Origin of the sequence: Collinsella sp. TF10-11AT, assembly GCF_003437565.1 — a bacterium.
In the GTDB taxonomy this organism is placed as follows: domain Bacteria; phylum Actinomycetota; class Coriobacteriia; order Coriobacteriales; family Coriobacteriaceae; genus Collinsella.
This window is the reverse complement of record NZ_QSQW01000002.1, coordinates 160793-180002: the sequence shown is the minus strand read 5'-3', so window position 1 is coordinate 180002 and position 19210 is coordinate 160793. Positions and strand designations below refer to the sequence as shown.

Here is a 19210-nt window from a genome sequence, read left to right as displayed (position 1 = left end):
ACTCACTCCTCGCTCTGCGAATACGAAGCGTCAAGGATCTCCTGCGCGTAAGCGCGCTCCTCGGGCGTGAGCCGCGCAGTCTCGATCAGGTCGGGACGCCAGCGGCAGGTGCGCTCGATGGCGTTCTTGCGACGCCAGGCATCGACCTTGGCGTGATCGCCGCTCACGAGCACCGGCGGCACGCCCTCGCCGTTGAACTCGGCAGGACGGGTGTACTGCGCGTACTCGAGCAGGCCTCCGTCCTCGGCGGTTGAGAACGACTCGTCGACGTTGCTCATCTCGTCACCAAGGGCGCCGGGAATCAGGCGCACGACAGCGTCGGCAACGACCATAGCGGGCAGCTCGCCGCCCGTGAGCACGTAATCGCCGATCGACAGGCGCTCGTCGGCATACGCATACGCGCGCTCGTCGACGCCCTCGTAACGGCTGCACACAAACAGCAGGCGCTCGCTTTTGAGCAGGCGCTCGGCCACATGCTGCGTAAAGGGCTCGCCGCACGGGGTGAAGAACACCACCGTCGGCTTGGGACCCTCCGCACTAATGGCCTCGATGGCCTCTGCGATAGGCTCGACCTTCATGAGCATGCCCTGCCCGCCGCCGTACGGCTCGTCATCGACGGTACGATGGCGGTCGTGCGTCCAGTCGCGCAGGTTATACGCCTTAAAATCAAAAAGGCCGGCCTTGCGGGCGCGGCCCAGGATCGATGTGGACATGACGGGCTCAAACATCTCGGGAAAGACCGAAAGGGTCTCGATCAGCATGTTGTCCTCCCTACTTGTCCATATCGATCAGACCATCCATAACGTGGACGGAAATTGTTCCTGTGTCGGGAAGATCGAGCACAACCTGCTCGATCACGGGAATCAGTACCTCGCCGTACCGATCGCCCTCGACAACCCAAACATCGTTAGCGGGCGTCGACATGATCTCGACGATCGTGCCGAGCGAACCGAAGCGCTCGTCGACCACCTCGCGACCCATCAGGTCGGTATAGGCAGCGTCGAGCGAATCGAGCTCAAAATCGTCACGACTTGCCAGCACGTAGCATCCCGTGATGCCCTCGGCGGCCGTCAAATCGTCAATGCCCTCAAACGAGACCAGATCGCCATCGCCCGCATCGGTGACGGACACGACCGTGCAAAAGCGGTCGCGCTTGAGCGCCGGCGGCGTCAGGGCGACGCGCATACCCGGCTCTAATACAGAAGGAAGCCCCCGCAGCGGCTGCGCGAGGACCTCCCCCTTCCTTCCGTGCGGCTTGACCACACGGGCGATGTTTTTGTACTGGGACCTCAAGGTCCTAGCCCAGAACCTCGACCTCGACAGCAGTGTCGAGGCGAGCGGCCAGCGCACGGGCGAGCGTGCGAATGGCCTTGATGGTACGGCCACGACGGCCGATGACCTTGGCGACGTCATCCTCGGCGACCGAAACCTCAATCGTAGAGGCGTCGTCACCATCGATGACCTCAAGGCTCACGGAATCCGGGTCGTCGACGATCTGAACAACGAGATATTCGACGAGATCGGCGATGCGATCTGAGAGCATTGCCTCACCCTCGAGCTGTGCAGCGTCAACCTCAGGCACGATTTACTCCTCGGCGCCCTCAGCGGCCTCAGCGGCAGCCTTAGCGGCCTCGGCCTCTTTGGCGAGCTGCTTCTTGGACTTCTTGACGACGGTCTCGGTCTTCTCGCCCTCGTTGGCGGCCTTGACCAGAGCGGCGACGGCGTCGGTGAGCTGAGCGCCCTTGGACTGCCAGTCGGCGATCTTCTCGAGGTCGAGGTTGATGGTCTTGGGGGCGGTCATCGGGTTGTAGCGGCCAACCTCCTCGATGATACGACCGTCACGCGGGGCGCGGGAATCGGCGACGACGACACGGTAGTACGGACGCTTCTTAGCGCCGTGACGAGCAAGGCGAATCTTGACTGCCAAAGGAAACTCCTCCAACCAAGCAGCTTTAGGCTGCAACTACAAACAAACAGTTGAACATAATACGCCATCGACGCGGGCAGGTGAAGTCCGTGAGACCAACTTCTTCGGTGTAGTCGAGGGCAAATCCATATCTTAGACAAGAATTCGGGATTTGCAAGCACATACACGCACCCCACATGAGCTGCGCGGTATACTCATGACATGGAAAGACGCGAACATACATACGGTTATGAGGATGCCATGGGCGTCACGCCGCCTCCCTGGACGGGTCCGGCGGTGGGCCTGATGGACCTCGATGCGTTTTTTGCGAGCGTGGAAATGCTCGATCATCCCGAATGGCGCGGAAAGCCACTCATCGTGGGTGGCGATGCCGATTCGCGTGGCGTCGTGTCCACGTGTTCGTATGAGGCACGTCGCTTTGGCGTGCACTCCGCTATGCCCTCGGCCGAGGCGCGGCGCCTCTGTCCGCAAGCCATTTGGACGCATGGGCATTTTGATCGCTATCGTGAGGTCAGCGCGCAGGTCATGGCGATTCTCGCCGAGGAGACGCCGCGCGTGGAGCGCGTATCCATCGACGAAGCCTTTATCGATATCACACCGGGCCGCTTTGCGCCCGAAGACCCGCTGCTGGTTGCGCGGCGCATAAGCGACCGCGTGGCAGCGCTGGGAGTGACCTGCTCCATTGGCGTGGGCTGCAACAAGACGGTCGCAAAGATCGCAAGCGAGCGGGATAAGCCGTTTGGGCTGACCATCGTGCGCCCCGGAACCGAGCAGCGCTTTTTGGCCGCGCTGCCGGTATCTGCCATGAGCGGCATCGGGCGCTCGGCCGAGGAGCGACTGCGCCGCATGCGCATCTACACGCTCGGCGAGCTGTCACGTGCACCGGAATCCACCTTGGCCTCTATTTTTGGTGTCAACGGCGAACGCATGCGCCAGCGTGCGCTGGGACTCGAGGTTTCCGAAGTCACGAGTCTGGACGAGGAACGCGAGGTTAAATCGGTGAGCAATGAGCGCACCTTTGCGAAAGATTTGACTGAGCGTGGGGACATCGAAGCGGCGATTGCGTTGTTGGGAGAGTCAGTGGGACGCCGCCTGCGCCGTCAGGGACTAACGGGCGCCACGGTGACGCTCAAGCTCAAGTATTCGTATGGAAGCGGGCGAACGGCGCAGCGGCGGCTTCCCCACCCCACCGACGACGAGAATATCTTTGTTGCCGTGGCGCTCGAGCTGCTCGACAATATCTGGCAAGAAGGCATGCACGTGCGTCTGGCAGGTATCGGCATGAGCGACTTCAACCACCAAGGCGGTATCCAAACCGACCTGTTCTGCGAAGTCGATGACCGCGGGGCCCAATCCAGCGACCGACGCGACCTCTCCGTCGCAATTGACGCCGTCCGCGACAAGTTCGGCGACACCGCCCTATCCTTCGGCCGCCAATCCCGCTTCAACGATTAACCGCCTTTGGGCAAAAAGAAAGCCGGGCAGGTGCGGAAAACCGCAACTGCCCGGCGATATGCGTGAGGGTAGCTAAAACCCCCGTCTCAAATGAGCTACTAGAGGAGATTGAGGGGGAGCTGGGGAGCGTCTCCCCAGAGTTTCTCGAGGCGGTAGAAGTCGCGGGCTTCGGGAGTGAAGACGTGGACGACAACCGAACCGTAGTCCATGAGCATCCAGGTCTTCTGCTCACGGCCCTCGATGGAGAACGGATGCTCGCCGCAAGCCTCGGCGACCTTCTCCTCGATCTCGTCGACGATCGAATCGACCTGACGGTTATTGGTACCGGTGGCGAGCACAAAGTAATCGCACACGTCGGAGAGCTCGGTCAGATCGAGCACCTGCACGTCCTCGCCTTTCTTGTCGTAGGCGGCCTGCGCGGCGGCGCGGGCGACATCCTCGGCGGCGACACCGCTCGTGGACAGCGAGGCAGCGGTGCGGTCGGACGTGGCAACGAAGCTCTTGTGCTCCACACCTTCAAGAATCTGCTCGTCGGTCATGGTCTCGTCGGCCATGGAATACCTCTTTCTAGACAGCCCGAGCTAGCGTAGCTGGGCGTAATGGTTGTAAATCGAAATAGCCGTGGGATAAAGATAGCGCCCGGACTGGATCACATAGACCAAACCCTGCGCAAAACAGGAGAAGAACAACTCGTCAAGCGTCGACTCCCCCATCATCTTGCGCAGCGCGTGGGCATAATCACCATGGCGGTTGGGCTCGATGGCATCGGCCACAAAGACCACCATATCGAGCGGCGTCATGTCGCAGGCGCCCACGGTGTGACGGTCGACAGCTTGGAAAACGGCCGGCGATAGCTCGGGAAATAGCTGCGGAAGCTCATAGGCGGCAACAGGGCCATGCAAAAGCGGCGTCGCGGCAGACGGAGAGCCGGCAATCTTAATGCCGTAATGCAGGGCGCGCGTGACCAGCTCGTCGTCGGAGAGCACTTTGTCCCAGTCATGGATCAGGCCGGCGGCAGCGGCATCAAAGCGGTCGACACCGTATACCTCGGCTAGGTGCAGCGCAGTCTCGGCAACCCCGAGCGAATGAACGTAGCGTTTACGTTTATCCTTCATGCGCACATCGAGCAACTCGTGGATACGCGTCAATAGCGCGCGCTCGTCGCCCTCAAACTGGTCTTCTACCGACAACGTTCTCCCCCATCACTCAAAATCTTCTTGACCCAGATCGGTATACAGCCCGCGTTTACGAATATAGCCGAGCACGGACTCGCTCGTAAGATAGCGCACGCTCATGCCACGGGCAACTCGCTTGCGAATGTTCGTCGAGCTGATCGCCAGCGCCGGAATCTGGATATAACGCACGTCAAACGGCAGGCCCGACTCTTTAATTCGGGCACGCGCCGTATCGATATCAAAGCCCGGTCGCGTCGCCGCAATAAACGTGGCAAGCTCGGCGATTCGGTCAGCATCATGCCAGGTCACAATATCTATAATCGCGTCAGCGCCCGTAATAAAGTAGAGCTTTACCTGAGGCGGGTAAAAGTCGCGAAGGGCATGAAGCGTATCGGCCGTATAGGTCACGCCCGGACGGTCGATCTCGAATCGGCTCGCCAAAAAAGCCGGATTCGCAGCGGTGGCGAGGACCGTCATGGCATAACGGTCCTCGGCAGGCGTCACCGGTTTGTCGAGTTTAAAGGCAGGCGAGCCGGCCGGCATAAAGAGCACGGCGTCCAAATCGAGGGACTCACGCGCCTGCTCGGCGGTCACCAGATGCCCGTAATGGATGGGGTCAAAGGTGCCACCCATAATGCCGAGCCTAAACTCCTGGCCGCCCTCTATGGGAAGCTCGGGCAGACCGATTCCACCGCGCAGCGACATGGCTTACTCGCCCTCCGAGGTCTCGGCATCGTCCGCGGCATCCGCCGCATCGACAACCTCGACGCCCTCATCCGGGGCATCGGTCACGCCAAGGGCCTCAACGGCAACGTCCTCGCCAGCGTCCTCGAGCTCCTCGTACTCCGAGAAGTCCTCAGCGCCCTCAAAGTCAAAGGCGCGCTGGCAAATGCGAACCTCGTCGCCCGCACGGCAGCCGGCCTTCTCGAGCGCATCGTCGACACCCATGCGCGCAAACTTATGCTGCAGGTAGATGACGGCCTCCTCGTTTTCCCAATCGGTCTGGATGACCATGCGCTCGATGGCGCGACCGACCACGCGGAAGGCGTGGGGCTCTTCCTGAACAATACGGAAACGCTTCTCACGCTGCAGGCGACGGCGCTCCCACTCATCGTCACGCAGATCGACCGGCTCATCGGAGACAGCCAACTCGGTGCGCAGCTTAGCCACCTGCTCGCCCACGGCAAGCATCAGCGTGTTGAGGCCGGCGCCCGTTACAGCAGACACGGCAAAGAACATATGTCCATCGTCGAGCGCAGCGCGTTTGAGGTCGGCAATCTTGTCAGCCGTGCCCGGCGCATCGCACTTGTTGGCGACGACGATCTGCGGGCGCTCCGAGAGCTCGGCGCCATACTGCTCGAGCTCGCGGTTGATGATGCGATAGTCCTCGACCGGATCGCGATCCTCAAAACCGCCCGTCATGTCGACGACATGCATGATCAGGGCCGTGCGCTCAATGTGGCGCAGGAACTGGTGACCCAGGCCCTTGCCCTCGCTCGCGCCTTCGATAAGACCGGGGACGTCGGCAACGACGTAAGAATATTCGCCGGCACGCACCATGCCCAGATTGGGCACGAGCGTGGTAAACGGGTAGTCGGCAATCTTGGGGCGGGCGGCACTCATACGCGCGATGAGAGAGGACTTGCCAACCGAGGGAAAGCCCACGAGCGCAGCATCGGCCATAAGCTTCATCTCGAGCTCGATCCAGTGTTCCTCGGCGGGCTCGCCTAGCTGGGCAAACGCGGGCGCGCGACGCACCGACGTCACAAAGTGAGTGTTGCCCAGGCCGCCGGCACCACCGGGCGCCACGACGACGCGCTCGCCGTCGTGTACCAGGTCGGCAATCTCGAACATCGGGGTCTGCGTCTCGGGATCGAGCTCGCGAACTACGGTGCCCATGGGGACATTGAGAATCAGGTCCTCGCCGCTCTTACCATTGCGGCGAGCACCCTGGCCATGCGTTCCGCGCTCAGCACGAAAGTGATGCTTAAAGCGGTAATCGATCAGCGAAGACAGCTGAGCATCGGCCTGGATGACGACATTGCCGCCACGACCGCCGTCGCCGCCATCGGGGCCGCCCTTGGGGACAAATGCCTCACGCCTAAACGACATGCATCCGGCTCCGCCGTCGCCGCCGCACACGTTAATGCGGCTGATATCGGTGAACTGTGACAACAGAATCGCCTCCTACAAAAAAGAGGGAGACCCTTGAATCCTAAAACTCAAGTGCCTCCCACATATGTGCTCTATGAAGGGTGAATTACGCGTTCGCGAGCGGGCGTACGCTGACCCTGTGCTTGATACCCTTGTGGAACTCAACGGTACCGTCGACCAGCGCGAACAGCGTGTCGTCCTTGCCACGGCCAACGTTCTCACCCGGGTGGATGTGAGTGCCGTGCTGACGGACGAGAATCGTGCCCGTGGTTACCGTCTGGCCGGCATAGCGCTTCGTGCCAAGGCGCTGACCGCGGGAGTCACGGCCATTACGGGAGGAACCGAGTCCTTTTTTGTGTGCCATTGTGTATACCTACTCTTTCGTTACGAGTGTAATCTACTCGGCGACGGGAGCCTCGGCAACAGCCTCGGCCTCTGCCTTGACAGCCTTCTTGGCGCGGGACGTAGCCTGGACCTTCACGATCTTCAGCTTGGTGAGCTGCTGACGGTGACCCTTCAGACGACGATAGCGCTTACGCTTGTGGAACTTGAAGACCAGCTGCTTCTCGCCCTTGAACTGCTCAACGATCTGAGCGGTAACCTTGGCCTTGGCCAGCTTGTCGGGATCGGTGACGATCTTCTTACCATCGTTGAGGAAGATAACCGGCAGGGTGACCTTGTCGCCCTCATTGCCCTCGATCTTCTCGACGGTGATGACATCGTCGGTGGCGACCTTGTACTGCTTGCCGCCCGTGTTAACGATTGCGTACATGTTTACTTGCCCTTCATGCATCAGTTAGTGCAACAGCCGAATATAGTAGCAGGCGAAAATACCCCCGTCAACGAGTATGTGGAGCAAATCCACAAGTTCGCACAGGTATGGGGCTGACGAGTCGGCCCTCGTCGTCCTCGCATGCTTGATTCTGACGCTCGACATCGTAGGAGCAGATGGTCACGAGGTCTTGCATACCGGTGGAAACAATAGGTGCATCCACGCCCGGGGTCAAGCCCTGCAACAAAACATCAGCAGCGGAAAGCAAAATTTCCGGACGCATGGAGCCCTCGTTGTCGGCATGGGTGTCGAGCATGAGCACCAAATGGTCCAGGCACTCCCCCGCCGTAAGCTCATAGCCCACGAGCGTGTGATCCAAATCCAAGCGCTTACTCTTTTTGCCACGCGCGTAGTCGATGCCATGGTCCGCGCGCAGCGTGTCGATCGCACGACGCACCTCGTCGGCGCTTACGGGCGCCTCGGGATCCAAGTGTAGGTCGATGCGATACGACAGGCGCGTGAGCTGCGCCGTCAACGCCGGCGTGCGCACGTCGATGTACGCTGCCTCGATGGGTGCCAGATCGGTCGGAGACGCCGCAGCCAAGCGCCCAAACGCCTCGTCGAGCGCCACGAACTCGGTCATAAACAGGTCATACCACTCGCAGGTCGACGACGTACCCACCGGTAGCGCCGAAGAGAAGCCCACGCGCATGTGCGGAGAAAAGCCCTGCGTGACGGCATAGGGAAGTCCCGCACGGCGCACGATGCGCTCTATGGTATGGATTACTTCGAGATGGCCCAGGTACTTAAGGCGATCGCGCTTGCCATAGCGAACACGAAGCCTAAAGAGCGTGGGGTTGTCGGTCAGGCGCTCACTCATGCGCGGTCACCCATCAATACATTCTTGGCGTGGAGCGTGGGGCAGATTCCGCAGCCGGTGCACGACGTGCGGGTGCAGTCGGGAGTCGTGACGCCCTCGAGCGAGCGACGGTACTCGCGCTCGAGGAAGCCGCGCGTGCAGCCGGGGCTCACGTGCTCCCACGGCAGGCGCCAGTCCAACTCGTAGGGCAGGTGCACAAGCTCATTGAGGTCGATGCCGTTTTTGGCAGCAGCCTCCTTCCAGTTATCGAGCGAGAAATGCTCTACCCAGGCGTCAAAGCGAGAGCCCGCGCGCCAAGCATCGATGATGACAGGCGTCATGTCACGACCGGCGCGGGACAGTGCGGCCTCGATGAGCGAGGTCTCGGCATCGTGGTAATGCACGCGGACGGCACGGTTGCGAACGCTCGTGACAAGCAGCTTCTGGCGACGCTTGACGTCGTCGTAATCGAGCTGCGGGCACCACTGGAACGGCGTGGCAGCCTTGGGAATAAAGACCGAAACCGAGATCGACACCGAGATCGAGCCGCGACGAGCCTTGGGCACCACGGAACGACCGAGCTCCAGCACGTGATCGGCCAGATTGGCGATGGCCACGATGTCCTCGTCGCGCTCGCCGGGAAGGCCCATCATAAAGTAGAGCTTCATGCGGTTCCAGCCGGCCTCGAAGGCTGCCTTGGCCGCACGGTCCAGGTCCTCCTCGGTCACGTTCTTGTTAATGATGTCGCGCATGCGCTGGCTGCCGGCCTCGGGCGCGAACGTCAGGCCGCCCTTCTTTTCGCCGGCGACCGACTCGGCCATATCCACGCCAAACGAATCCAGGCGCTGCGACGGAATAGACACGCGAATACCCGTATCCTCCAGGCGGCGGTTGAGCCTGCCGAGCACGTCGCGAATGCAGGAGTGGTCGGTCGTGGAGAGCGAGGTCAGCGACACCTCGTCATAGCCGGTCTTTTCCAGACCCTGAATCACCGACGAGACGATCTGGTCGGCCGAGCGCTCGCGCACCGGGCGATACGTCATGCCGGCCTGACAAAAACGACAGCCGCGGGCGCAGCCGCGCAGGATCTCGATAGACAGGCGGTCGTGAACCAGCTGCGCATAGGGCACGCACGACTGCGACAGCGGATTCGTGGCGCCGAAATCCTCGACGACGCGCTTGTAGACCACGGTCGGCGCATCCTTGCCCTCACGCGGCACGGTGTAGCCATGCGGCGAGCAGGGCTCGTCGTGACGAACCTCATAGAGCGACGGCACGTAGTTGCCGGCAATGGATGCAAGCTGCTCAACAATCTGCTCGCGCGGGACTCCTTCGTCGCGCAGGCGGCGATGCAGCTGGCAGGTCTCGAGCAGCGATTCCTCGCCCTCGCCGATGAGGATGGCATCGAAGAAGGCCGCGTACGGCTCGGGGTTGTACACCGAAGGACCACCGGCGATGATAATGGGGTCGTCCTCGGTGCGGTCGGCCGCCAACAGCGGAATGCCAGCGAGGTCGAGAGCCTCGAGGAAGTTCGTCACCGCCATCTCATGCGGCACATGCAGACCGACGATATCAAACGAAGCGACCGGCGCTGCACCCTCGAGCGACAACAGCGGAATACCCGCCTCGCGCATGGCGTCACCCATATCGGGCCACGGCACATAGCCGCGCTCACAGGAGATGCCCTCGGCCTGGTTAAGGATGTTGTAGAGGATGGCGATGCCCTGGTTGGGCAGACCAACCTCGTACACATCCGGGTAGATCAGGCAGCAACGGTAGTCGGCATCGGCCTTGGAAAGCGTGCCCCACTCGTGATCGATATAGCGACTCGGCTTCTCGACCTTGGCGAGCAACGGCTCAATTAAATGAAAACAGTCTTGGTATGCAACGCGCAACGGAAAACCCCTAAGCAGCGAGATCTGATGCGTCCTGATAGGACGCCATAGGACGGGTAGCGCCCGCGACCGTGGTCACCAGATCGCGAACGCGGGAGAACGTGGCAGTGACCACCTCGTTGGCACGGCTGTAGTCGACATCGCGCTCGTAGAGCGAAACGAGCGCACGGCCCATGCCATAGGTGCCCGCGGCAGCAGTGAGCGCCTTGACGGCAAACCCAATATGCGGCGTCTGCTTGACGAGCGCGCGGGTGACCGCGCGGATCACAAGACCGCCGGCAAGCACGCCCGCGACCTCGTAGCCGCGCTCAGGCTTAATGCCGCGTCCAAAGACGGCAGCGAGCTCAAAGAGCATGCCCACCTGCGCCAGCGCCATAACGGGATAATCGGCGCCCGGCAAAAACACCAGCGCACCGGTCGCCATATTGGTGAGCGCGCACGAGGTGATGATACGATTAGCTGCCGCGATGCGCATAAAGGCAAAATTCGCCGCAAAAGCCGTTTCCTTGTCGGTGCGATCGAGAATCCAGCGGGCAAGCGTCTCGAGCAGATACGTCTTATCGGTTGCCGCCACCACGCCGAGCATGGGCGTGGATTCCTCGATAAACGGCACCTCCACAGCAGACTCGGCAAGCACGCACACGGGGGCGCCGGCGATCACGAGCTCCTGCACGGCACTCTCCAAGCGGTCGGAGCCGCACGAGAGCACCAGCACCACATCGGTATCGGTCTTTGGAGCAATTCGCTCCTCCCCCAGACGCTCGACGCGCACAATGCCCGAGGTCGTCCGCGGCACAAAGGCGTCACGCACCGTCTCGGCCAGAAAGCGCGAGGCGGACGAATCCAAATAGACCGAGACGCGCACCGGCGTATCGGAATCCTTCTTAACGGACGCGCCCATCTTAAAAGCGCGGGTCAGCTTATCTACGGGAATTTTCATAGCAAACCCCTCCAGCGGTTACGCGGCGCCCGAACGATGCCGCCATATGGATTGTACGATACCCACCGTCAGCAGCTGAATCATCATCGAAGACGAACCGAAGCTAATAAACGGTAGCGGAATACCGGTAATCGGCATCATGCCAATGCACATGCCGATGTTTTCGAAGGTCTGGAACGCCCACATGCCAACGATGCCCACACACGATAGGCGCAAGAACAGCGACTCACACTTAAAGGCGACGCGAATCGTCGAAAAGATCAGCAGCACGTAGAGGCACAGGAGCAAAAAGGAACCGCAAAAGCCAAAGGTCTCGGATAGGAAGGCGAAGACAAAGTCGGTGTGGAACTCAGGAAGAAAGCCGCCGGCCGACTGCGTCGCATGGCCCAAACCCTTACCAAAGAAGCCGCCCGAGCCAACGGCGATAAGCGACTGCTGCAGGTTGTAGGCATCGTCCGAATCGGCATTATCGGGGTCGATAAAGACCGTCAGGCGGTTCATCTGATACTGCTTGATGAGCACATCGTGGCCGAGCAACGAATCAAAGACCGAATCGAGCGCCAGGACGAGGGCCACCAGGCCCACAAGCAGGGCCAGGGTCGACAGCACCCATTCGCGGCGCGCACCGCTCATGCAGATGACGATGGCGCCCGAGACCAGCACGACCAGGCCCGAGCCCAGGTCGCCCATGGCAACGACGGCCAAAAACGGGATGGACAGCATGCCGCAGAGCTTGACGTAGTCGCGAACGGTATCGATGCGGCCGTTATACTGCGAGCCAAGCGTGGCGATAAAGAAGATGGTGATGAGCTTGGCAAGCTCGACCGGCTGGAATGTCAAGCCGATACCGGGAATCTTGATCCAGCCTGTCATGCCCAGACCGCCCGTATAGGACAGACCCGGAATCTTGGGCGAGAAGATCACGATCAGGTCGATGACGAGCAACGCCGTCGAAAAATTGGAAATACCGCGCAGATCGGTACGCCAGACGAGCACCGCAAGCACCGCGCCAATGCCAATGCCCAGCAGGTGGCGCGAGAATGAGGCGTCGGCCTTAAACTGTGACGCCGACCAAATAATGATGGCGCCATAGGCAACGAGCGCGACGGTAGCCAGCAGCACACCGATATGCACCTTTTGGCGAAACGTACCGCGCGAGGCCGAAAGTTGCTTGTTGACGCGGTCCAGGCTGCTGCGAGAGCCGGTCTTGGTTGAACGGAACAGATCCGCCGGAGAAAAATCCATCGCAACCTCCTATCGAACCGAAGAATCGCCCGAGGCCGAAGAGGTATCGGGCTCGTCATAAATCACGCCGAGCACGTCGCGCACGACATGCATCGCGGTATCCGAACCACCGCCGCCCTGCTCCAGGACAGTAGCGATGACATACTTGGGATCATCGGCCGGTGCATAGGCGCAGAACCACGCGTATTCGTCCTCGCCGCTTTTCTCGCCCGTGCCCGACTTGCCGTACACCTGCGGCGTCAGGGTGCCAAAGTGAGCCGCCAGGGACGTCGATGCCGTGTAAATCACGTCGTGCATGCCGTTGCGAACAAGAGTCAAATCCGAATCGCTGTTGATCTTGGCCTCCAGGCGCTTCTTCTTGCCCTTGCCGTTGTACTTATAGGCATCGCCGTCGCCATCGCGCGACACGGCAGACAAAAACACGTGAGGCACGTACTGTTTGCCGCCGTTGGCAAGACCCATATAGGCGCACGCCATCTGCAGGGGCGTCACCAAAATGTCGCCCTGGCCGATGGCAATGTTGGTCATATCGCCGGCATTCCACTTGCGGTCCTCGGCAGAGGCGTCGGTAAAGTACGACTCTTTCCACTCGGCATCGGGAATACGGCCCGCGCCCTCACTCGGCAGATCGATACCGCAGGTCTTGCCTAGGCCCCAGCGACGAAAGACCTCCTGCAGGCCCTCGGAATGTTGCTCGTCATAAAAGAAGGCCTTGCCCATGTCGTAGAAGACGGGGTCGCACGAGTTGGCGATACCCGACTGCAGCGTCATGGTGCCGTGGCCAGACGTCAGCCAGCAGCGCTTGCCCCAAGCCTTGCCCAGGCCCGTCCAATAGCCCGTGCAGTTGGTTGTCTGCGTTGAAGTGTAGGTTCCAAACTCAAGACCGGCCAGTGCCGAGAGCGGCTTGATGGTCGAGGCCGACATGTACTGTCCGCTAATGGCGCGGTTGAGCAGCGGGTGCGAACCCTTGTCATCATTGAGCTCGGTCCACACGTCATTTGAGATGCCGCCGATAAAGACGGACGGATCGAACTTGGGCTCGCTCGCCATGCCCAGAATCTCGCCGTTGTTGGGATCGAGGCACACCACGGCGCCGTTGCCGGCGTTGCTGTAGCCCGTGGTCTTGGCGAGTTCGATAGCGCTCGCCAACGCCGTCTCGCAGGCTTGCTGAATCTTGAGGTCAAGCGTGAGCTTAATGTCGGAGCCGGCCTTGGCGGGCACGGCGCCGGCCTGACCAGTCACGTTGCCCGAGGCATCGACCTTGACGGTCTGCTCGCCACGAATACCCTGCAGCAGGTTTTCGTAGTAGCTCTCAACACCCGCCTGGCCCACGATATCGCCCGACTGGTACGTAATCCGGCCAGCAGAAGCATCATCATCGCCAGAGGTTTTCTTATTCTGGGCCTCGAGCTGCTCGGAGGTAATGGTGCCGGTATAGCCCAAGATATGGCATGCCGTCTCGCCATATGGATACTGGCGCTCGGTGCGCTCGGCAATCTTCACGCCAGGGAACTCGCCGGCGTGCTCCTGAATATAGGCAACCGTGGAGCGGCGCACGTCCGTCGCGATGGTATGCAGGCTCTGGGCGCCCTCGGAATTGTCCTGGATATTGCGCAGCACCGCGACGTAGGGCATACCGAGCACGTTGGCAAGATGGCGAACCAGCACAGTGTCATCGGCCAGGTCGCGATAGGCGACAACGGCAAGTGAGGGACGGTTTTGCACAAGTGCCACGCCATTGCGATCAAGGATTCGCCCGCGCACAGCGGGTGTGGTAACGGTGCGCGTCTGATTGCTATTAGCCTGCTTTTCGTAATAGTCCGACGAGACCATCTGCATACCCCACAGCTTGACGGCAAGCGCCGCGAACATCGCGCCCACACCCGTGGTGAGGATGGAGAAGCGGCCCTTAAAGGCGGTCGCCGCGGTATTGCCCTCGCCCTCGGTGGCGCGCGGGGCCGTTCCATGCTGCGTATCGTAGGTAAAACGGGAATCGCCGCGACGCATGATGACCAGCGCGACCACGATGGCCACAACCAGCACGATACCGGCGATAATAACCGTCATCTGGGAAGACATCTACAGGCCTCCCCTATTTGAGCTTACGGGTCTTGGGCTTAAAGCGCATGCCCGTCTGGCGTCCGCCACGTGCCGAGAATCCATAACCGGACTGCGGCACGACGCCGGACATCAAAAACGGAATGGCAACCAGACCCGTCAGGATCGAAGACGGCAGCGCATGGCCGAAGATCGCCACGACAAAGCTCGTCTCCAAACCCATAAACAGCAAGATGATGCTGTAGATCACATTAATAACGAGCGCGAAGGCACCCACAGTGATGCCGCGCGCACTCGGGGTACCGCCCGTCTGACCGGCGGCGCTATGCACCAGGGCAAAAGAACCCACGGTCAGCAGGAGCGACATAACGCCCACCGGCACGGCAGCGGAAAGGTCATAGAACAAGCCGCTGCAAAAACCGCATACGACGGCACGGGTCGGGTCGCCCGAGAACACGCTTAGGCACACCAGGATAATCATAAAGTTGACGCGACCGCCCGCAATGGAGATCTGCGGTGCCAGGCCTGCCTGCAGCAGCACGCACACGATGGCGGCGATTACAAACGTGCGGGAGCTCATCCCCTGCTCGTGTAGATCCATGGACATGCCCCCTATTCGCTCGAGCCGGAATCGGTCGTCTCGGACGTGTCGGAACCGTCATCCGGGCTCTCGTCCTTCGTCTTGGTCGCAGCATCGCGCGACGTTCCCTGCGGCGTGCTGTTGGCCGTGTTCACGTCCTCATCCGAGGCCGACTGTTCGTCGGTCAGCGAGGTAATGACCAGCACTTCCTCGTTATTCTCGGCCGTCGTCTGGGCGCGCACCACAATGGTGTAGTACACGTCGTTAGCCGATTTCTCAACCGACGAGACGGTGCCGAGCGGTAGACCCTTGGGGAACACACCGCCAATACCCGAGGTCACGATGATGTCGCCAACCTTAACGTCGGAATCGACGCTCACATACTCAAGACGCAGCGTACCGTCAGCCTGACCCTGCAGCATGCCCTGGGCGCGCGTGTCCTGCACCATGGCGGACACGCCCGAGCTCTCATCGCCAATCAGACGCACGGTGGACGTCTTGGCCGAGACCTCGATAATCTGGCCTATGACACCGGCAGAACTCGTCACAGGCATGTTGATGGTAAGCCCGTCGGCAGAACCCTTGTCGATGGTGACGGTCGAGGTCCAGGCATCGCCCGAAGCGCCGACGATACGAGCTGCGGTTGATTTGAGGTTGTAGGTCGACTGGAGGCCGACCAGCCCCTCCAGACGCTCGGCGGTCTTTTGAGCCTCGGAGAGCTCGGCAACCTTAGAGGTCAGTTCCTCGTTTTGCTTCTTAAGCTCGTCAAGCGTGTCCTGCGACGCCGTAAGGTTAGAGAACACATTGCCGATCGCATTGAAGGGAGCCGCCACAGCCGAGCCCACAAAGCGCACCGGCGAGGTAATCGTCGTCACGCCCGAGCGCACGGCATGAATCGGCCCGGCCTCGCCCTCACGGATATAAAACGTGAGCAGCAACACCGAAATCAGGCTGAAAACAATCAACGGGCGCATACCCGTTGATTGTCGCTTGGTATTCAGATTTGTAGAGAAACCCGAAGATCGTGCCAAATGGAATCCACCTTTTGGAAATTAAGCATTGGTCTGGACGAAGCCGCCATCAAACGCATTGGCCTCGAGCACGCGGGCACAGCCGTTAACAACGTTATCGAGCGCCGTGGGGCTGACGTTGACCGAAACGCCGGTCTCATCGCGCAGGCGCACGTCGAGACCGCGCAGCAGCGCGCCGCCTCCAGTCAGCAAAATGCCATAGTACATAAGGTCCGAGGCAAGATCGGGAGGCGTAGCGTCGAGCGCGTCCTTGACGGCCTTGGCCATCTCGTCGAGCGGCTTGTTGAGTGCGCGACGAATCTCCTCGCTCTCGATGCGCACGGTCTTGGGCAGACCGGTGATCACGTCGCGGCCGTTGACCTCGACGTCGAGCTCGTCCTTGAGCGGCACGGCGGAGCCGACCTTAATCTTGATGTCCTCTGCCGTACGCTCGCCGATGGCAAGGTTGTAGGCATCGCGAACGTGCGTGAGGATAGCCTGGTCGAACTCATCGCCGGCAATACGGATGGACTGCGAGACGACGATACCGCCCATAGCGATAACGGCAACCTCGGTGGTACCGCCACCGATGTCGATGACCATGGAGCCGGTGGGCTCCTCGACGGGCAGGTCGGCGCCGATAGCGGCAGCCATGGGCTCTTCGATCAGATAGGCCTGGCGGGCACCGGCCTGGATCGTGGCCTCAAAGACAGCGCGCTTCTCGACCGACGTGACGCCGGAGGGAACGCAGACGACAACACGCGGACGCGGAGTCCACGGATAGCGCTTCTCGGACGCCTTGTCGATAAAGTAGCGAAGCATGGCCTCGGTAACATCGAAGTCGGCGATGACGCCGTCCTTCAGGGGACGAACGGCCACGATGTTGCCGGGCGTACGGCCGAGCATGCGCTTTGCCTCGATACCGACCGCCAGGATGCGCTCGTCGTTCTTGTCGATGGCGACTACAGAGGGCTCGCGAATGACGATGCCCTTCCCGCGCACGGAGACAAGCGTATTTGCGGTGCCGAGGTCGATGGCAAGATCGCCCGCATAGCTACCGAAGAACATATCCATCAAAGAAAACAACGCAACTCCTGATGTGTTGGATGATTGCTGGAAAACTACTAGCTCATCATACTAGCGCAAGCCCGACACCTCACTTGCGGTGAAGCGCCGGGCAAAGCTAAATCCCATAAGGTCACTACTGGTTGTCAGCAGCCGAGAAATCCATATCGAGCGAAGAAACGGCCCAGCCGATATGGTTGTCGGAGCGCACGAATTTGACGGTGTACTCCTGCTCGCCGCCCTTGGACAGCGATGCCTTCACCTTGGCGGTCGTCTCGGTCATGGACTGATCCATGCCCTCGACGGACACGGTGGCACCCTGCGGAATCGAGGAGATAATCATCGACTTAGCGTCCTCGGACAGGCTCGAGGCCAGGCAAGACTCGGCCTTTGCGGCGTCACCGTCGCCGGCAGCCTGGAACAGATCGGTAACGACAGACTCCTGAGACGGGAAGCCAAAGCCGCGCGTGTAGGCAAAGCCCAGACCGCCCGCGGCGATCAAAATGAGCAGAAGCAGCACGATGAAGACTTTGAGGCCCGTGTGGCGATGGCGACGACGGACCTTGGCCTGCTTACGATCCTGACGGTCCTGCTGGACCATCTCGGACTCGGACAGCGTAAAGAAGCCGGTGTCCGAGGGATCGGGCATAAACTGACCGGTCGCACCCGTAGGATCGAGCGGATCGACGGCAGGAGCGTCCATCGCGGGCGCCGGAGCCGTGGCCATAGCCGTCTGGGCAGACAGCGCAGCAAGCGAATCCTGCACGCGGGCAAGCTCATCGGCCTGCTCGGAGGTGAGCTGGTAGATGCCATCGGCAGTAGCGGCGTTAAAGGCGTCGAGTGCGTCGGAGGGACGGCCGGCGGCAGAAAGCGCCTGACCCATGCCGGCGTTGAGCGCACGCGTGTCGTCGCGGGGGCCGGCAAAGTCGATAGCCGTGCGGTAGGTCTCCACGGCATCCGCCGGACGGCCGAGCTTAATGAAGCAACGACCGAGCTCGCCGAGTGCGGCGGCAGGAGCCGGATTGGCGCCGTCGATGGCAGCCTGACGGAAGGCGGTTCCCGCGTTGGCATAGTCGCCCGACTGGAACAGCGCATTGCCCAGGCCCAGATAGGCCTTGAACGGCGTGGCATAGGAAGCATCCTGCGTAGCAGCAGAGAACGCCTGGGCGGCCGTCGCGTAGTCGCCCACGGCGGCGAGCGCCTTGCCGCGGTTGGTGAGCAGCGCGCCGCGCTTGCCGTAGGTGCCGTCGTTGAGGGCGGCGGCATAGGCCTCGGCGGCCTCGGCATACATGCCCAGGTGCATCAAGGCGTTGCCACGAAGGTGATCTGCCTCGCCCATAATCTCATCGGGAGTTTTTGCCGCCCCAAGCATCTGGGCTGCAGCGGAAAAATCACCCGCGCGGTAAGCGGCGCGGCCCTGTTGGATCAGCTGGCTATTCAAGGAAGTCCCCTTTACTCGTGAACGATCTCGACATGAACGATCTCGTCGCCGGCACGCAGCTGCGAAATCACATCGAGACCCTCGACCGTGGTACCAAAGACGGTGTAACCGGAATCGAGGTTATGCTGGGCACCCAGGCAGAAGTAGAACTGCGAACCCGCGGAATCGGGGTCCATGGAGCGTGCCATGGCAAGGGCGCCATCGACATGGCTGTTGCGCGGATTGGTGGCAAACTCGCCCTTGATGCAGTAGCCGGGGCCACCGGTACCGGGCATGCCGTCGGGGCCCTCAAGACCGGCAGCGACGTCGGCGCCGGACATGTCGCGGGTATTGGGGTCCCCGCCCTGGATAACAAAACCGGGCACATAGCGATGGAACTTAAGGCCATCATAGAAGCCCATCGTGGAAAGCTCGCAGAAATTCGCGACATGAATGGGAGCGCCCTCGCCGTCAAACTTGACCTTGATGGTACCCTTCGACGTCTCGATTACGGCGCACTCGTCGCCGACAAGCTGATACTCGGGCGTGTAGAGCTCTTTCTTAAAACCAAACATGTGGTTCCTTCCTCGTGCGTTTAAAGCATATTTGTACGAATTGTAGCAATAAGCACGGGCTTACATCAATTGCGCACGTA

The 19210-nt window shown here is 61.0% G+C and carries 21 protein-coding genes; 1 reads left to right on the top strand and 20 read right to left on the bottom strand.

The window, feature by feature from the left end; translation table 11 throughout:
• Positions 1-2: 2 nt before the first annotated feature.
• Genes trmD through rpsP form a run of 4 tightly spaced genes read right to left on the bottom strand, consistent with a single transcriptional unit; the run spans position 3 to position 1927 of the window.
• Positions 3-761, bottom strand: coding sequence for a tRNA (guanosine(37)-N1)-methyltransferase TrmD (gene trmD / locus DXC99_RS02270; protein ID WP_055285126.1), 759 nt, complete (start codon positions 759-761; stop codon positions 3-5).
• A gap of 10 nt (positions 762-771) precedes the next feature.
• Entirely contained in the window at positions 772-1293 is a 522-nt protein-coding gene (gene rimM / locus DXC99_RS02265) for a ribosome maturation factor RimM (RefSeq protein WP_117629163.1), read from the bottom strand.
• 4 nt (positions 1294-1297) lie between these two features.
• A complete protein-coding gene (locus tag DXC99_RS02260) occupies positions 1298-1543 on the bottom strand; it encodes a KH domain-containing protein (protein ID WP_171021534.1) in 246 nt (81 codons plus the stop codon).
• Between the two features lie 42 nt (positions 1544-1585).
• Positions 1586-1927: a 30S ribosomal protein S16 gene (gene rpsP, locus DXC99_RS02255; protein ID WP_022094749.1), complete on the bottom strand. Its 342-nt coding sequence runs from the start codon at positions 1925-1927 to the stop codon at positions 1586-1588.
• Between the two features lie 201 nt (positions 1928-2128).
• On the opposite strand from rpsP, the gene dinB reads away from it, so the two are divergent.
• Entirely contained in the window at positions 2129-3382 is a 1254-nt protein-coding gene (gene dinB, locus DXC99_RS02250) for a DNA polymerase IV (protein WP_199408845.1), read from the top strand.
• A gap of 98 nt (positions 3383-3480) precedes the next feature.
• On the opposite strand, the gene rsfS is transcribed toward dinB, so the two are convergent.
• The 16 genes from rsfS to DXC99_RS02170 form a co-directional block, all read right to left on the bottom strand.
• Complete coding sequence (gene rsfS / locus DXC99_RS02245) at positions 3481-3936, bottom strand: ribosome silencing factor (RefSeq protein ID WP_117629161.1); 456 nt, start codon at positions 3934-3936, stop codon at positions 3481-3483.
• A 27-nt stretch (positions 3937-3963) separates the two neighbouring features.
• Complete coding sequence (gene yqeK, locus DXC99_RS02240) at positions 3964-4497, bottom strand: bis(5'-nucleosyl)-tetraphosphatase (symmetrical) YqeK (protein ID WP_199408850.1); 534 nt, start codon at positions 4495-4497, stop codon at positions 3964-3966.
• Positions 4498-4584: 87 nt separating this feature from the next.
• The gene (nadD, locus tag DXC99_RS02235; RefSeq protein WP_117629159.1) at positions 4585-5262 is read right to left on the bottom strand and encodes a nicotinate-nucleotide adenylyltransferase; all 678 of its coding nucleotides are present in this window, start codon (positions 5260-5262) and stop codon (positions 4585-4587) included.
• Between the two features lie 3 nt (positions 5263-5265).
• Positions 5266-6732 (bottom strand): GTPase ObgE, encoded by a 1467-nt coding sequence (gene obgE, locus DXC99_RS02230; protein ID WP_199408844.1) that lies wholly within the window; start codon positions 6730-6732, stop codon positions 5266-5268.
• A gap of 85 nt (positions 6733-6817) precedes the next feature.
• A complete protein-coding gene (gene rpmA, locus DXC99_RS02225; RefSeq protein WP_006236075.1) occupies positions 6818-7075 on the bottom strand; it encodes a 50S ribosomal protein L27 in 258 nt (85 codons plus the stop codon).
• A 33-nt stretch (positions 7076-7108) separates the two neighbouring features.
• A complete protein-coding gene (rplU, locus tag DXC99_RS02220; protein WP_035138585.1) occupies positions 7109-7483 on the bottom strand; it encodes a 50S ribosomal protein L21 in 375 nt (124 codons plus the stop codon).
• Positions 7484-7550: 67 nt separating this feature from the next.
• Positions 7551-8363 carry a TIGR03936 family radical SAM-associated protein gene (locus DXC99_RS02215; protein ID WP_117629157.1) on the bottom strand — a complete coding sequence of 271 codons (813 nt, stop codon included), beginning with the start codon at positions 8361-8363 and terminating at the stop codon, positions 7551-7553.
• Entirely contained in the window at positions 8360-10237 is a 1878-nt protein-coding gene (locus DXC99_RS02210) for a TIGR03960 family B12-binding radical SAM protein (protein WP_117629156.1), read from the bottom strand. Before DXC99_RS02210 ends, DXC99_RS02215 begins: the two co-directional genes overlap by 4 nt.
• Before the next feature lie 10 nt (positions 10238-10247).
• Positions 10248-11177, bottom strand: coding sequence for a YcjF family protein (locus DXC99_RS02205; protein WP_117629155.1), 930 nt, complete (start codon positions 11175-11177; stop codon positions 10248-10250).
• Between the two features lie 18 nt (positions 11178-11195).
• Complete coding sequence (locus DXC99_RS02200) at positions 11196-12422, bottom strand: FtsW/RodA/SpoVE family cell cycle protein (protein WP_055249988.1); 1227 nt, start codon at positions 12420-12422, stop codon at positions 11196-11198.
• 9 nt (positions 12423-12431) lie between these two features.
• Positions 12432-14501: a penicillin-binding protein 2 gene (mrdA, locus tag DXC99_RS02195; protein ID WP_117629154.1), complete on the bottom strand. Its 2070-nt coding sequence runs from the start codon at positions 14499-14501 to the stop codon at positions 12432-12434.
• Between the two features lie 13 nt (positions 14502-14514).
• Positions 14515-15081: a hypothetical protein gene (locus DXC99_RS02190; RefSeq protein ID WP_055249984.1), complete on the bottom strand. Its 567-nt coding sequence runs from the start codon at positions 15079-15081 to the stop codon at positions 14515-14517.
• Between the two features lie 11 nt (positions 15082-15092).
• Entirely contained in the window at positions 15093-16034 is a 942-nt protein-coding gene (gene mreC, locus DXC99_RS02185; protein WP_082435448.1) for a rod shape-determining protein MreC, read from the bottom strand.
• Between the two features lie 78 nt (positions 16035-16112).
• The gene (locus DXC99_RS02180) at positions 16113-17144 is read right to left on the bottom strand and encodes a rod shape-determining protein (protein WP_006236061.1); all 1032 of its coding nucleotides are present in this window, start codon (positions 17142-17144) and stop codon (positions 16113-16115) included.
• 127 nt (positions 17145-17271) lie between these two features.
• Positions 17272-18576, bottom strand: coding sequence for a tetratricopeptide repeat protein (locus tag DXC99_RS02175; RefSeq protein ID WP_233505648.1), 1305 nt, complete (start codon positions 18574-18576; stop codon positions 17272-17274).
• 11 nt (positions 18577-18587) lie between these two features.
• Positions 18588-19130: a peptidylprolyl isomerase gene (locus tag DXC99_RS02170; protein ID WP_055249980.1), complete on the bottom strand. Its 543-nt coding sequence runs from the start codon at positions 19128-19130 to the stop codon at positions 18588-18590.
• Positions 19131-19210 lie beyond the last annotated feature (80 nt).